Raw genomic sequence first — 12,886 nt, 5'->3', positions numbered from 1 at the left:
ACTTCAAGTTTTGAGTTTTAAGGCGCTATCGAACTTTCAGCGTCGCCAGCCCAAATAGCACCAGCACAATGGTGATAATCCAGAAGCGAACGATCACCCGAGGTTCCGGCCAACCTTCCAGCTCGAAATGGTGATGCAAAGGCGCCATGCGGAAGATGCGCCGACCGGTGAGCTTAAACGAGGCGACTTGCAGGATCACTGACACCGTCTCCATGACAAACACCCCGCCCATTACAAACAGCACCAGTTCCTGACGCACCGCCACCGCGACCACACCCAGCGCTGCGCCCAATGCTAGTGCGCCAACATCACCCATGAACACTTGGGCTGGATAGGCGTTGAACCAGAGAAATCCCAATCCGGCGCCCACCAGCGCTCCACAGAACACCATGAGTTCGCCAACGCCTGGTACATGCGGAATTCCCAGATATTCGGCGAAAATCCGGTTACCCGAGGCATAGCAAAAGACCGCCAGCGCCCCGGCCACCATCGTGGTCGGCACAATCGCCAGGCCATCCAGACCGTCGGTGAGATTGACGGCATTACTGGAGCCGACGATCACGAAGTAAGTCAGCGGGATGAACAGCCAGCTGAGATTAACCGCCACGCTCTTGAAAAAAGGGACGATCAAATCGGTTTCCACCGGAGTCTGCGCAGTGAAATACAGCAACAACGCCGCCGACAAGCCGACGCAGGATTGCCAGGAATATTTAGTGCGCGCTGACAAGCCTTTGGAGTTGCGAAGAATTAACTTCTTGTAATCATCCGCCCAGCCAATTGCGCCGAAGGTCAGCGTGGTCAGCAGCACAATCCAGACGTAGCGGTTGCGCGGATCCGCCCAGAGCAACGTCGCCACCGCGATGGCCACCAAAATCAGCGCCCCACCCATGGTCGGCGTGCCTGCCTTGAAAAAGTGGCTCTTGGGTCCGTCCTCGCGGATGTGCTGGCCGATCTGATAACGGCTCAAGCGCCGGATCATGGCCGGCCCGATGATCAGGGAAATGAACAGCGCTGTCAGCGTACCGAGAATCCCCCGTAAGGTCAGATACTGAAAAACATTGAAACCGGTATAGATATTTTCTGTCAGCCACTCGGTGAGCAAGACCAGCATCAGCCGTGTCCCCCCTGTTCCCTGTATTCACCCGGCGCTGCCAGCGCCATGACTACCCGTTCCATTCGCATCCCCCGTGAACCCTTTACCAGCACCACTGGCGCTTCGTCTTCATTTTGGAGCGCGCGATCCAGTTCCGCGATCAGCGTCTCCACCGTTGTAAAATGCGCTCCGCCCACGCCGAAGGCATCGACCGCCGCCCGGCTATACTCGCCCAGCGCATACATTTTCTTGAACCCTGCCGCGCGGGCATCCTGTCCGGATTGCGCGTGCAACGCCTCCGCTGCTGGACCTAATTCCCGCATATCGCCCAGCACCAGCCATTTGTTGCCGGGTTCAGCGCCGATCGCCTGCAACGCCGCCGCGAGCGAGGCGGGATTGGCATTGTAGGCGTCATGAATCACCACGCCGCCATGCTGGCCGCGCAAACGCTGCATCCGGCCGCTAACGCCCTGCAACTCTTCCAAACCCTGACGCATCTCATCCAGGGTCGCGCCCACCGCCAGTGCCGCCGCCGCCGCCGCCAAGGCATTACGGATGTTATGCGCGCCGGGTATCGGCAAATGAATCTCGGTCTCACCTGCAGGCGTGGTCAATTGAAAGCGCGCCGTCGCCGCATCCAGAATCCGCCCACGCACCACGGCTGTTTGATCCAGTCCAAAATCGATGACCTGCCGTCCTGTATTCAAATCCAGCCAGTAATTCGCATAAGGATCATCACGATTGATGATCGCTACACCGTCTGTGCCCAGTCCCTGAAAAATCTCGCTCTTGCCGCGCGCCACGCCAGCGATATCGCCAAAACCCTCCAAATGGCAGGGGCCGGCATTATTAATAATCGCCACATCTGGCCGGGCTAATCCGGTCAGGTAGGCGATTTCGCCGTGATGATTAGCGCCCATTTCAATCACCGCGTAAGCGTGTTCTCCTTGCAAACGCAACAGGGTCAGGGGAACGCCGATGTCGTTATTCAGATTGCCCTCGGTCGCCAGGGTCGGCCCGCGCACCCGCAAAATAGCGGCGATCATTTCCTTGAGCGTGGTCTTGCCATTGCTGCCGGTTAATGCGATCAGGGGTTGCGTAAACCGGGAACGCCACGCCGCCGCCAGTTGCCCGAGTGCTAACCGAGTGTCGGCGACTTGCATCTGGGGCAATGAGTCCACCACTGGACGGCTGACCAGCGCTGCGCAGGCACCCCGCTCACGAGCAGTGGAAACAAAATCATGGCCGTCGAAATTTGGCCCGGTCAGCGCGACAAACAATGCGCCGGAGGGTAACTGGCGAGTGTCGGTGCTGACTCCGGAAAAAGCTAAATCGTCGCCGGTTAACCGCCCATTCAGCAGTTCCGCCGCCTCCCGCAAGCGCAATGGTGAAAAAATGTCAGTCACTTAGGCGGCCTCGCGCTCGGTTGCATACAAAGATTCACACACCACCGCCTGATCGCTGAACGGCAAGCGCTCGCCGCCAATAATTTGATAGTCTTCATGACCCTTGCCGGTGATCAGCACGATGTCGCCGGCTCCCGCCTCAGCCAGCCCCCGGTGAATCGCAGCGCGCCGATCATGGATGACCAGGGCCGCAGAGGGATGCTGCATCCCGGCCAGAATGTCCGCGACGATACGCGCCGGGTCTTCAGTGCGTGGGTTATCGTTCGTCACGATCACCCGATCCGCCCACTGTTCAGCCGCCGCGCCCATCAAGGGCCGCTTGCCGGAATCGCGGTCGCCGCCGCAGCCGAATACGCACCACAACCGGTTACGACCGCCATGCTCGCGCAAGGCGCGCAAGGTTTGTTCCAGGGCATATGGCGTGTGGGCGTAGTCGATCGCGATCAGCGGCTGGCCGTCCTGACCGCCCAATCGTTCCATCCGCCCCGGCGCAGTTTCGGTCCGCGCCAGCCGCGCCAGCGCCTCGGCGAAGGGTAGGTCCAGCGCCAGCAGCGTGGCCAGGCTCGCCAGCAGATTGCTGGCGTTGAACCGGCCCAGCAATCCTGCCTGCAACTCGCCATCGCCCCAGGATGAATGGATTTGCAGACGTAAGCCGTTGGCCGTCAGTTCCAGATGCTCGCCCCAAACAAAGCGCTCGACCGAGGCCGGACGCACGCCGAGACCATAAACAATGATTCCGCTGCGCGCCCGCGCCTCCAGCGCCAGTTCCCGACCAAAAGCATCATCGCCATTCACCACCGCCCAGGCCGGTTGATGTTCAACGAACAACCGGCGCTTGGCGGCGGCGTAAGCTTCCAGCGTCCCGTGGTAATCGAGATGATCACGACTCAACTGAGTCAGCACCGCCACGGCGAACTCGACGCCGTTCACTCGGCCCTGATCCAGCGCGTGGGAAGAGACTTCCATAACCGCATGGCGTCGACCAGTTGCGACCAGCTCCGCCAACCAGCACTGCACTGTCAGCACTTCCGGCGTGGTATGCGTCAAAGGTTGCGTCTGACCGTAAACGCCACCGCCGACTGTACCCAAAATACCGCAGGGTCCGGTTTCAGCATCGCTCAGCGCCTGGGCAAGAAAATGTGCGCAGGAGGTTTTGCCGTCAGTGCCGGTAATGCCTACCACGGGGATATGCCGGGAGGGTTCACCGTAAAACCGGCTGGCGATCCGGCCTAGTTTCCGTCGCAGTTCAGGCACGGCCAGCAGCAGTAACGAATCGTCTACCAGCAATACCTCATCCCAGGGCGGTTCCCAAAGCACCGCCAGCGCCCCGGCGGAACGTACTGTCTCCAGGAACTCCAGGCCATGACGCTGTCCGCCGCGCACTGCGAAAAACACCTCTCCCAGATGGACAAACCGACTATCAGTCGCTAAACCGGCCACGCGCTGGTCAGCCCATGACGCTGGCGTCTCGACAAACCCCGTCAGCAATTCGCCCAATGTCAGCGAAGTCAAGCGGCTCATGGGGTCGTCCTTGCTACGGGTTGATCCGTCCCAGCGATTTTCATGGTCGGCATATCATCCGGCGTGATGTTCAAAATGCGCAGCACGCCGCCCATGGTTCGACCGAACACCGGCGCCGCCACTGCGCCGCCGTAGTACGCGCCTCCCTTAGGTTCATCCACGATGATGACCATCACCAGCCGGGGATCGCTGGCTGGAACCATCCCGGCAAACAGCGAAAAATAGCGGTGTTTGGCATAGCGACCGTTGACAATCTTATGCACCGTGCCGGTCTTGCCCGCCACCCGATAGCCAGGGACATCGGCCTTGGCACCGGTGCCGTGAGTCGTTACCGCTTGCTCCAGCATCACTCGCACTTGTTGTGTGGCCTTGGCCGACAGCACCCGCCGTTCATCGGCTGGATCAAGCGGCTTCTCGCGCTTGAGAATGGTCAACGGTCGGCGGACGCCATCCGCCGCCAGTACGGTATAAGCCTGAGCCAATTGCAGCATATTAACCGACAGGCCATACCCGAAAGAGTGGTTGGCATGGCCGATTTCGCCGCCCCACTTACTCGGATGGCGCAGTACGCCCGGCTGTTCGCCAACTAGCCCCAAACCGGTCAGCGCGCCAAAGCCAACATCCTTAAACACTTTCCACAATCGTTCCGCCGGCAGCGACAGGGCGATCTTGGTGGTGCCGATATTGCTGGATTTGCTGATGATGTGGGTCACATCGAGAGTTCCGTAATTATGGACATCGCGCACCGCAAAGCGGCCAATCCGCAATGGACCCCGCGTATCGACCAGACTGGTCGGCGTCCATTTACCACTCTCCAGGGCCATCGCGATGGTAAAGGGCTTGATGGTTGATCCCGGTTCATAAGCGTCCGTAACCGCCCGGTTGCGCAATAAACTACTCTTGAGATCGGCGCGATTGTTGGGGTTGCCGGCCGGTTGATCGACCATCGCCAGAATTTCTCCGGTCTTCACGTCCACGATCACTGCGGAACCAGCGCTGGCGTTATGCTCGACAACGGTTTCCTTGAGGGCGCGATACGCCTGGTACTGCAAACGCCGGTCGATGCTCAACGTCAGTTTCTGGCCCGGTTGCGGCGACCGGATGTTCTCGACATCCTCGACAATCCGCCCCAGTCGATCCTTGATGACTCGCTTTTGGCCAGGAATGCCTCGCAACTGAGCGTCAAAGGCTTTTTCCAAACCCTCCTGCCCCACGTCGTCGATATCGGTAAATCCTAAGAGATGTGAAGTCACTTCGGCGTCGGGGTAGAAACGGCGGTATTCGCGCTGCGCATAGACTCCAGGAATGTTGAGTTGCAGAATGCGCTGCGCCTCGTCAGGCGCCAGATGCCGGCGCAGATAAACAAACTGGCGCGGTTTTTCATTGGTCTGCTGTCGTTCAATATCCGGTGCCAGTTTTTTCTCCAGATCGCCTGTCGTCATCCCTAACGCCGCTGCCAGTTGTGGCCAGCGGGCGCGCTGCTCGAGAAAATCCTTCGGTTCCGCCCAAATGGAATCCACCGGTGAACTCACTGCCAGCGGTTCGCCATTACGGTCGACGATCATGCCCCGGTGGGCGGGCGCCTCGACGACTCGCAGGAAGCGCTCATCGCCCTGCCCCTGCAGAAAATCCTTGTGGAACAGTTGCAAGTAAGCCGCACGCGCAAAAATGCCCCCGGTCGCCAGCGCTAATAAACTCAAAACCAGTCCGGCGCGGGTCATCATCCGGAACAGAGTTTCTCCTGAAAGAACTCTGGGCATCCGGCTTCCAGAGCGATTAAAGACGCTATTTTTTGCCCGTTTCATTTGGGCGCTTCGGTTGATTGGGTTCATAGGGCGCGATATATAAAACTTCACCTGGGTCCGGGATCCGCATGTTCAACCGGGTATGCGCTGCATCTTCCACAGCGATATCGGTCACCAGCGTGCTTTGCTCGAGCTGCAACAATTCCCATTCGATCTCCAGCTGATCCCGTTCCCCTTGCAGTTTCTGAAGTTGAATGAATAGTTGCCGGTTCGTATGTTGCGTGTAAACCACACCCACTCCAGAAGCGAACACGGCGCCAGTCAATAACACAATCTGACTGAATGGACTGATCATGCCAGTCGCTCCGCCACGCGCAGGAGCGCGCTGCGCGCGCGTGGATTGGCCGCCGCCTCGACCTTGCCGGGCCGCAAGGGTCGCCCCACCAACCGCAAAGTTTTGCCTTCCGGCTCGCCGGTGACCGGCAAATCGAGCGGCCATTCCCGCCCATGCGCCTGTTCCCGCATGAATTGCTTAACCAATCGATCCTCCAGCGAATGAAAACTGATCACTGCCAATCGTCCACCCGGCACCAGAATCCGCACCGTCTGCGGCAAGGCTGTCGATAACTCCCTTAATTCGTCATTAACCACAATCCGTATCGCCTGAAAAACGCGCGTCGCCGGATGCTTGCCGGGTTCGCGGGTCGGGACCGCCGCTGCAACAATCCTGGCCAAACGCCCTGTCGTCGTAATCGGCGACTGCTGACGGGCGGCGATAATCTCGCGAGCAATGCGTCGGTGAAACCGCTCCTCGCCAAATTGCGCCAATACTTGCGCCAGTTCAGCTTCCGTGACGCACGCCAACCATTCCGCCGCGCTATAGCCACTCGTCGGGTCCATGCGCATGTCCAGCGGCCCATCGCGGGTAAAGCTGAAGCCGCGCGCTGGGTCGTCCAGCTGCGGTGACGATACGCCGAGGTCAAACAGGATGCCGTTTACCCGACCGATCCACCCCCGTTCAGCCACCACTTCAACCAACTGGCTGAAGGGGCGCCGCGCGAAGATCAGTCGGCGATCCTTGCCAAAACGGAGGTATGCGTACTCTTCCGCCGCGGGATCCCGGTCCAGGGCCAGCAATTGTCCATCCGGACCCAGCTGCTCCAGAATGGCCTCCGTATGACCGCCCCGGCCAAAGGCGCCATCCACGTAGCGCCCGTCAGGCAGGATTGCCAGGGCTTCCAGCGTCTCGGTCAACAGGACCGGACGATGCAGCCGTTCTCCGGTGGTATTCACGCCTCAGAACGCCAGTGAATCCAGATCTGGCAACGGTTCGTTGCCATCATCTCCACCCCCCGCTAACAGCATCTCGCGCCAGGTATTCCAGGCGGGTTCATCCCAGATTTCAAATTTGTTACCTTGCCCCACCAACACGACCCGCTTATCCAGATGGGCAAATTCCCGCAATGGCCCTGGCAACAGAATTCGGCCGCTGGCGTCCATACCGCATTCCTCAGCATGCCCCAACAGCAGTCGTTTCAGGGCACGGGCGCGCGGGTGGGTGCTTGAGAGCTGAAGGAGCTTACGCTCAACGTCTTCCCAGGCCAGCAATGGATACAGCAACAGGCAACGATCGATATCCACCGTCAGAATCAATCGACCTTCGGCTGCATCCAGCAGAGATTGACGGTAGCGAACCGGCATCGACAACCGGCCCTTGGCATCCAGCGATAGTGGAGTGATACCCCGAAATACGCCCATCCCTCTCACCCGCCTAGGCGCCCGTGCGCCCCACTTCCCCCCACTTTCTACCACTAAACTATAGGAAGGGTTACCCTATACTGTCAAGAAAATCCATGTAGTCGATTTATCAAAAAAACTTTATATATAATCAGTTACATTGATTAACAATCAGTAGCCAGCAAATTTTTCATTAAGCGATCCGACTCGAAATGTTTTACGACCCTGAAATTATCCGAATATGGGTGGTGTCCCTCAGTTTACGTGATGAGCTAAGCCAGTGACGACGACAACATGTATCCTCATTGTGATTGTGGTGTTAATCACTGACCGGGGATCTTATGAAGTGGGAAACGCTCTACTGCCCCAATCGTTCCTGTCACCACTACGGTCGGCCCTTTGGTCAAGGGTTGTTGGTCAAAAATGGTTCCAGTCACGGGAAAAAGCAGGCGTTGTGTCGTTCGTGCGGGAGGAGAGTGTCCTTGACGTACGGAACTGCGTATTTTGACCTCGAGGCCGACCCCGCCGTTTTCGAACTGGCGATGCGGGCGTTGGCGGAGGGAAATTCCATCCAGGGTACGGCACGAATCGTCCAGATCGACAAGGATACGGTTTGTGCGTGGTTGACTCGGGCCGCCCAGCAATGTCGTTTGGTGGTTTTGTCCCATTGGCGCGAGCTGACGGTGACCGAGTGTCAACTGGATGAATTGTGGAGCTTTGTCCATACCAAGGACCAGAATCTGCCGATGGCGCAGCAATGGTGCGAGACGGATGGCGATGCTTGGGTGTGGGTCGCCTTTGCGCCCGAATGGCGCCTGGTGGTAGGGTTTGTCGTGGGCCAGCGCACGCAGGCTCAGGCGAACCTGCTCCTGGAGCGCGTGGTGTATGTGACCGACGATCACGTCCCCTTCTTTACTAGCGACCAATGGCCGGGCTATCCCAGCGCCTTGCTCCATGCCTATGGGGAATGGTATCAGCCCGAGCGCCAAGGGACGCGAGGACGATATCCGGCCCCACGGTGCCGCCCACCGCCGAATTTGCTGTATGCTCAAGTGGTTAAGCGACGTGAAAAAGGACGGGTGGTCGAGGTGACCCGTAAGAGGGTCTGGGGAAGCGCGGACGAGCTTCAGGCGCGATTGGCCGCATCCGCCACCAGCACGACGATCAACACGAGCTTTGTGGAGCGGGATAACCTGGCCTGGCGCGAACACAATCGGCGGTTGGCTCGCAAGACGACCGCGTTTTCCAAGCAACGGTCGTGGATGGAAAAGCAGGTGTGGCTGTCGTTGGCTTACTACCATTTCTGCTTGCCCCACCTGAGCCTGCGTGAGGAATTGCCCACCCCGGAACCGACCCGAGGCAACGGATCGCCCCGTAAATGGCGGCCTGTCACGCCGGCCATGGCGGCGGGGATGACCGATCATATCTGGACCACGGCGGAGTTGCTGGGCTTTCGGGTACCCGCACCGTTTCTGAATACCTTGGAAACCATCAAACACTTGTTCCCCGCACTCGACGATGCTCATCACGTAAACTGAGGGACACCACCCGAATATGCGACAATTCCAAAACAGCCCGTTAGCCGACATAACAACCTTAACCCTCGTCATGTCTTGTTAAAGTTGTGACTACCAGGTAATTTCATGCTATCTGCCATTCATCGTTAATTTTCCATGCAAGCCTTGTTCAACCTGTTCCTGGATATCTGTCTGTTCCGTAAAGGTCCGCAACATGTGCCTTTCTCGGTGGCGTTGCTCAAAATGTGTCTGCTGGCCTATGGCTTATCCGGTCTGGTGGTCCTAATTCTCAGCACTCCCGTTCCGGTCGCGCTCCTGCAAATTCTGCTGGATTTAGTGCTGCTCAGCGGATTACTGTATTTAGCATTAATACTGTATCGACGCCCTCGACGCTTTGAGCAAACGCTGAGCGCCCTGACCGGCGCGGGCGCGCTGATAGGATTGCTGGCCCTACCACTGATGAGTTGGATCGTCCATCAGCAACCGGACGGCGATACCCAACTGCCTTTGTTGCTGTTGCTGGTGCTCATGGTCTGGAGCATCGCCATCATGGCTCACATCCTGCGCTACGCTTTCGAGACCTCGATCTGGATTGGCGCGTTATATGCGTTGGGCTATACCTTCCTGTCGTGGACCTTGACCGGCTGGATCGGCCCGGAAGCCGGTTGAACAGGTCTTTGCGACGTTATCAACCCGGACAGCGAGATTTTTCCGTAATGCATATTCACATCCTGGGCATCTGTGGGACCTTCATGGCCGGAATCGCCCTGCTGGCCCGCGCCGCGGGACACACCGTATCCGGTTGCGATGCCGGCGTTTATCCACCCATGAGCACTCAACTGGCGGAAGCCGGCATTGCGTTGCGAGAAGGCTACGATCCCGGGCAGCTGACCGAATTCAGACCGGATGCCGTCGTAGTCGGCAATGTCATGAGCCGGGGACGGCCGATTATCGAGGAACTGCTAAACCAGGGGTGGCCCTATACATCTGGACCGGCCTGGCTGGCGGAGCATGTATTACAAGGCCGGAAAGTCCTGGCGGTCGCTGGCACCCACGGCAAAACCACGACTAGCAGCCTGCTGGCCTGGATTCTTGAATACGCCGGGCTGGAGCCAGGCTTTCTCATTGGCGGCATTCCCGCCAACTTCAACGTCTCGGCGCGGTTGGGTCAAGCCTCTTTCTTTGTTGTCGAAGCGGACGAGTACGATACGGCATTCTTCGACAAGCGCTCGAAGTTTGTGCATTACCGACCACGCACCCTGATTCTTAACAACCTGGAGTTCGATCACGCCGATATTTTCCCCGATCTGGCGGCGATCCAGCGGCAGTTTCACCATCTACTGCGCACGGTGCCTGGCGCCGGACTCATCGTCACCCATGGCCAGGACGCTCATCTGGCCGAGGTGCTGGCCATGGGTTGCTGGACCCCGGTACAACGATTCGGAACCGGCGACTGGGAAGCGCGTGAGATTGTCCCCGATGGCAGTGCTTTTGATGTGGTCTTGCAAGGCAAGTCACAGGGTCGCGTAGAGTGGAGTCAGTTGGGAATGCACAGCATCCACAATGGGCTGGCGGCCATCGCCGCCGCCGGCCATGCGGGCGTCCCTCCCGCGACCGCCATTGAGGCGTTACGGGGTTTTCAGGGAGTCAAGCGCCGTCTGGAAGTGCGTGGCGCGGTTCATGGGGTCACGGTTTACGATGACTTTGCCCATCATCCAACGGCTATTGCTACTACACTCTCCGGATTGCGCGCCCGAGTTGGCGCAGAACCGATCATCGCCGTGCTGGAGCCGCGTTCCAACACCATGAAACTGGGTGTATTCAAGGACAGCCTCGCCCCAGCGCTGGCAGTCGCCGATGTGGTCGTGCTTTACCAGGCGCCGGAATTGGGTTGGAATCTCGCGGAGGTAGGGGCAGCGCTTGGATCAAAGGGACAAGTCAGCCACTCTCTTGATGAGACCCTGGCGGCGATCCAGACGCAGGCCAAACCGGGAACTCATGTTCTGATCATGAGCAACGGCGGTTTTGGCGGCATTCACGAACGTTTGCTTCAGGCGCTACAAGCGTTTGATCATCAGCTAATTTAGCGTTCCTGAATAAAACCCCGGCCTGCAGCAAACCGGCAAGCCGGGGCTTTTTTATCAGATCGGTGGGCGAAAACCGACAGTTTTGCTAAATTATTATCGACCATCGCCAGTCGATCCCAATTAATCAACCCAGGGAGAAGTCCGAACATGATGCAGCTGAAGGAAATCCTGAAGAGAAAAGGCGACCAGCCGGTCACCGTACCCACCACCGCCAGCGTCGCCGACGCCATTCACGCCATGAACGAGCGTAAGGTCGGTTCGGTCATGGTGCTGGAAGCCAGCGGCGCGCCAGCGGGTATTTTCACCGAGCGCGACGTACTGAACCTGTGCGCCGAAAACCGGACCGATTTCGCCAGAATGTCGATCCGGCCCTGCATGACCTGCGATATCACCATGGGCCAACCCGAGGAGACCATCAGCGCCGCATTGACGGTCATGACGGCTAAACGTTTCCGCCATCTACCCGTGGTGGAAGATGGTAAACTCACAGGCGTGGTCTCCATTGGCGACCTAGTCAAGGCTAAACTGGAGGAAACCGCCCAGGAAGCGCAAGCGCTGCGTGAATACATCACGGCCTGAAACCCCTCCAGAGGCATGGACTGGAACATGACCACCGGTTCTTCGCGTCAATCAATGGCAACCACCGGTGAAGAGCGTTTCTGGGAAACCAGAACACTCGCTGATCTGACCAAAGCTCAATGGGAAGCGCTATGCGATGGGTGTGGTAAATGCTGCCTGCATAAGCTGGAAGAGGAGGAAACTGGCCAGCTGTTCCACACCAACGTCGCTTGCCGTTTGCTGGATCTGCGCAGCGGTCGTTGCACCCACTATGCCGAGCGGTTCCGCTGGGTTCCGGATTGTGTGCAACTCACCCCTGCCGAAGTGCGACAACTTCGCTGGCTGCCGGCCACCTGCGCCTACCGCCTTCGGGCAGAGGGCCAACCCTTGCCTGACTGGCATCCACTGCGAACCGGCGATCCACACTCCACGCAGCGCGCCGGCATGAGCATCATTCACTGGGCGGCGCCGGAACGACGGGTCCGTCGTTTGGAAGATCATATTTTGGAGCGAGCGCCATGAAAGTCCGTTGTCTGACGCTGGGTTCATTCCAGGTCAACGCTTATCTGCTGGAAGACCCGGCAACTGGAGCCTGCGCTGTGGTGGATACCGGCGAAGGGCCGCAATTGGCTCATGCCCTGGCCAGTATGACGCCGCGTCCGAATCTACAGGCGATTTTACTGACCCATGCCCACTTCGATCATGCCGGAGGATTGGCGGACCTGCAACAGGAATTCCCCGCGGCGGTCACCTGGTTGCCTGCGCTGGAGCGGCCAATGTTCGACGCCCTGCCCCAGCAAGGTTCGCTACTGTTCGGGATGCCGGATTTCGATCGGCCCTGTGGGCGGATCGACCGGGAAACGCAGGATGGGGAAACGGTTGACGTGGGTCCCCTGCGTTTCAAATTTCTGTCCACGCCCGGTCATACGCCTGGCCAGGGTTGCTATTACGACGACACCTATGTTTTTGTTGGCGATACTCTGTTTGCGGGCAGCATCGGCCGCACCGATTTTCCTCTAAGCGATCCGGAATTAATGTGGCGGAGCCTTCGCCGCTTGCTGGAACTGCCCGGTCATCTAATGGTATGCAGCGGACATGGACCAGTGACCACGCTGGAACAGGAATTAAAAACCAATCCCTATCTGGATTACCTCCGTCGCGAACGAGACATCGAAGCGCCATCCAGCGGATTACTGTCGCTCGGACCGCGTTGGAGCTGAAC

At 58.6% G+C, this 12,886-nt stretch carries 13 protein-coding genes; 6 read left to right on the top strand and 7 right to left on the bottom strand.

What is annotated here, in order from left to right; genetic code table 11:
• Positions 1 to 25: 25 nt before the first annotated feature.
• The 7 genes from H6973_14890 to mraZ form a co-directional block, all read right to left on the bottom strand.
• Entirely contained in the window at positions 26 to 1,111 is a 1,086-nt protein-coding gene (locus H6973_14890; GenBank protein ID MCP5126872.1) for a phospho-N-acetylmuramoyl-pentapeptide-transferase, read from the bottom strand.
• Positions 1,111 to 2,499, bottom strand: coding sequence for a UDP-N-acetylmuramoyl-tripeptide--D-alanyl-D-alanine ligase (locus tag H6973_14885; protein MCP5126871.1), 1,389 nt, complete (start codon positions 2,497 to 2,499; stop codon positions 1,111 to 1,113). The genes H6973_14890 and H6973_14885 overlap by 1 nt, the downstream gene beginning before the upstream one ends.
• Complete coding sequence (locus H6973_14880; protein ID MCP5126870.1) at positions 2,500 to 4,020, bottom strand: UDP-N-acetylmuramoyl-L-alanyl-D-glutamate--2,6-diaminopimelate ligase; 1,521 nt, start codon at positions 4,018 to 4,020, stop codon at positions 2,500 to 2,502. It abuts the gene before it with no gap.
• On the bottom strand, positions 4,017 to 5,744 hold the full coding sequence (locus H6973_14875; GenBank protein MCP5126869.1) for a penicillin-binding protein 2: 1,728 nt from the start codon (positions 5,742 to 5,744) through the stop codon (positions 4,017 to 4,019). The genes H6973_14880 and H6973_14875 overlap by 4 nt, the downstream gene beginning before the upstream one ends.
• Before the next feature lie 61 nt (positions 5,745 to 5,805).
• Complete coding sequence (gene ftsL, locus H6973_14870) at positions 5,806 to 6,120, bottom strand: cell division protein FtsL (GenBank protein ID MCP5126868.1); 315 nt, start codon at positions 6,118 to 6,120, stop codon at positions 5,806 to 5,808.
• On the bottom strand, positions 6,117 to 7,037 hold the full coding sequence (gene rsmH, locus H6973_14865) for a 16S rRNA (cytosine(1402)-N(4))-methyltransferase RsmH (protein ID MCP5126867.1): 921 nt from the start codon (positions 7,035 to 7,037) through the stop codon (positions 6,117 to 6,119). Before rsmH ends, ftsL begins: the two co-directional genes overlap by 4 nt.
• A 24-nt stretch (positions 7,038 to 7,061) precedes the next feature.
• Positions 7,062 to 7,523: a division/cell wall cluster transcriptional repressor MraZ gene (mraZ, locus tag H6973_14860; protein ID MCP5126866.1), complete on the bottom strand. Its 462-nt coding sequence runs from the start codon at positions 7,521 to 7,523 to the stop codon at positions 7,062 to 7,064.
• Between the two features lie 431 nt (positions 7,524 to 7,954).
• Here mraZ and H6973_14855 point away from each other — a divergent pair, with 431 nt between their 5' ends.
• The 6 genes from H6973_14855 to H6973_14830 all read left to right on the top strand — a co-directional run bounded on the left by H6973_14855 (position 7,955) and on the right by H6973_14830 (position 12,884).
• Positions 7,955 to 9,040 (top strand): helix-turn-helix domain-containing protein, encoded by a 1,086-nt coding sequence (locus tag H6973_14855; protein MCP5126865.1) that lies wholly within the window; start codon positions 7,955 to 7,957, stop codon positions 9,038 to 9,040.
• Between the two features lie 135 nt (positions 9,041 to 9,175).
• The gene (locus tag H6973_14850) at positions 9,176 to 9,688 is read left to right on the top strand and encodes a hypothetical protein (protein MCP5126864.1); all 513 of its coding nucleotides are present in this window, start codon (positions 9,176 to 9,178) and stop codon (positions 9,686 to 9,688) included.
• Positions 9,689 to 9,735: 47 nt separating this feature from the next.
• Positions 9,736 to 11,106 carry a UDP-N-acetylmuramate:L-alanyl-gamma-D-glutamyl-meso-diaminopimelate ligase gene (gene mpl, locus H6973_14845; GenBank protein MCP5126863.1) on the top strand — a complete coding sequence of 457 codons (1,371 nt, stop codon included), beginning with the start codon at positions 9,736 to 9,738 and terminating at the stop codon, positions 11,104 to 11,106.
• Positions 11,107 to 11,253: 147 nt separating this feature from the next.
• Complete coding sequence (locus H6973_14840) at positions 11,254 to 11,685, top strand: CBS domain-containing protein (GenBank protein MCP5126862.1); 432 nt, start codon at positions 11,254 to 11,256, stop codon at positions 11,683 to 11,685.
• Positions 11,686 to 11,739: 54 nt separating this feature from the next.
• Positions 11,740 to 12,186 (top strand): YcgN family cysteine cluster protein, encoded by a 447-nt coding sequence (locus H6973_14835; GenBank protein ID MCP5126861.1) that lies wholly within the window; start codon positions 11,740 to 11,742, stop codon positions 12,184 to 12,186.
• Complete coding sequence (locus H6973_14830; GenBank protein ID MCP5126860.1) at positions 12,183 to 12,884, top strand: MBL fold metallo-hydrolase; 702 nt, start codon at positions 12,183 to 12,185, stop codon at positions 12,882 to 12,884. Before H6973_14835 ends, H6973_14830 begins: the two co-directional genes overlap by 4 nt.
• Positions 12,885 to 12,886 lie beyond the last annotated feature (2 nt).

It is taken from the genome of Gammaproteobacteria bacterium (genome assembly GCA_024235095.1).
Taxonomy (GTDB): Bacteria; Pseudomonadota; Gammaproteobacteria; order Competibacterales; family Competibacteraceae; genus UBA2383.
The sequence above is the reverse complement of the archived record's forward strand: the minus strand, read 5'-3'. Positions and strand labels throughout refer to the sequence as shown.

What these genes read in the sequence shown, in the direction of transcription:
- H6973_14890 (MCP5126872.1), bottom strand. Translation starts at nt 1,111, where the DNA reads ATGCTGGTCTTGCTCACCGAGTGGCTGACAGAAAATATCTATACCGGT.
- H6973_14880 (MCP5126870.1), bottom strand. Translation starts at nt 4,020, where the DNA reads ATGAGCCGCTTGACTTCGCTGACATTGGGCGAATTGCTGACGGGGTTT.
- H6973_14875 (MCP5126869.1), bottom strand. Translation starts at nt 5,744, where the DNA reads ATGATGACCCGCGCCGGACTGGTTTTGAGTTTATTAGCGCTGGCGACC.
- ftsL (MCP5126868.1), bottom strand. Translation starts at nt 6,120, where the DNA reads ATGATCAGTCCATTCAGTCAGATTGTGTTATTGACTGGCGCCGTGTTC.
- mraZ (MCP5126866.1), bottom strand. Translation starts at nt 7,523, where the DNA reads ATGGGCGTATTTCGGGGTATCACTCCACTATCGCTGGATGCCAAGGGC.
- H6973_14850 (MCP5126864.1), top strand. Translation starts at nt 9,176, where the DNA reads ATGCAAGCCTTGTTCAACCTGTTCCTGGATATCTGTCTGTTCCGTAAA.
- mpl (MCP5126863.1), top strand. Translation starts at nt 9,736, where the DNA reads ATGCATATTCACATCCTGGGCATCTGTGGGACCTTCATGGCCGGAATC.
- H6973_14840 (MCP5126862.1), top strand. Translation starts at nt 11,254, where the DNA reads ATGATGCAGCTGAAGGAAATCCTGAAGAGAAAAGGCGACCAGCCGGTC.
- H6973_14835 (MCP5126861.1), top strand. Translation starts at nt 11,740, where the DNA reads ATGGCAACCACCGGTGAAGAGCGTTTCTGGGAAACCAGAACACTCGCT.
- H6973_14830 (MCP5126860.1), top strand. Translation starts at nt 12,183, where the DNA reads ATGAAAGTCCGTTGTCTGACGCTGGGTTCATTCCAGGTCAACGCTTAT.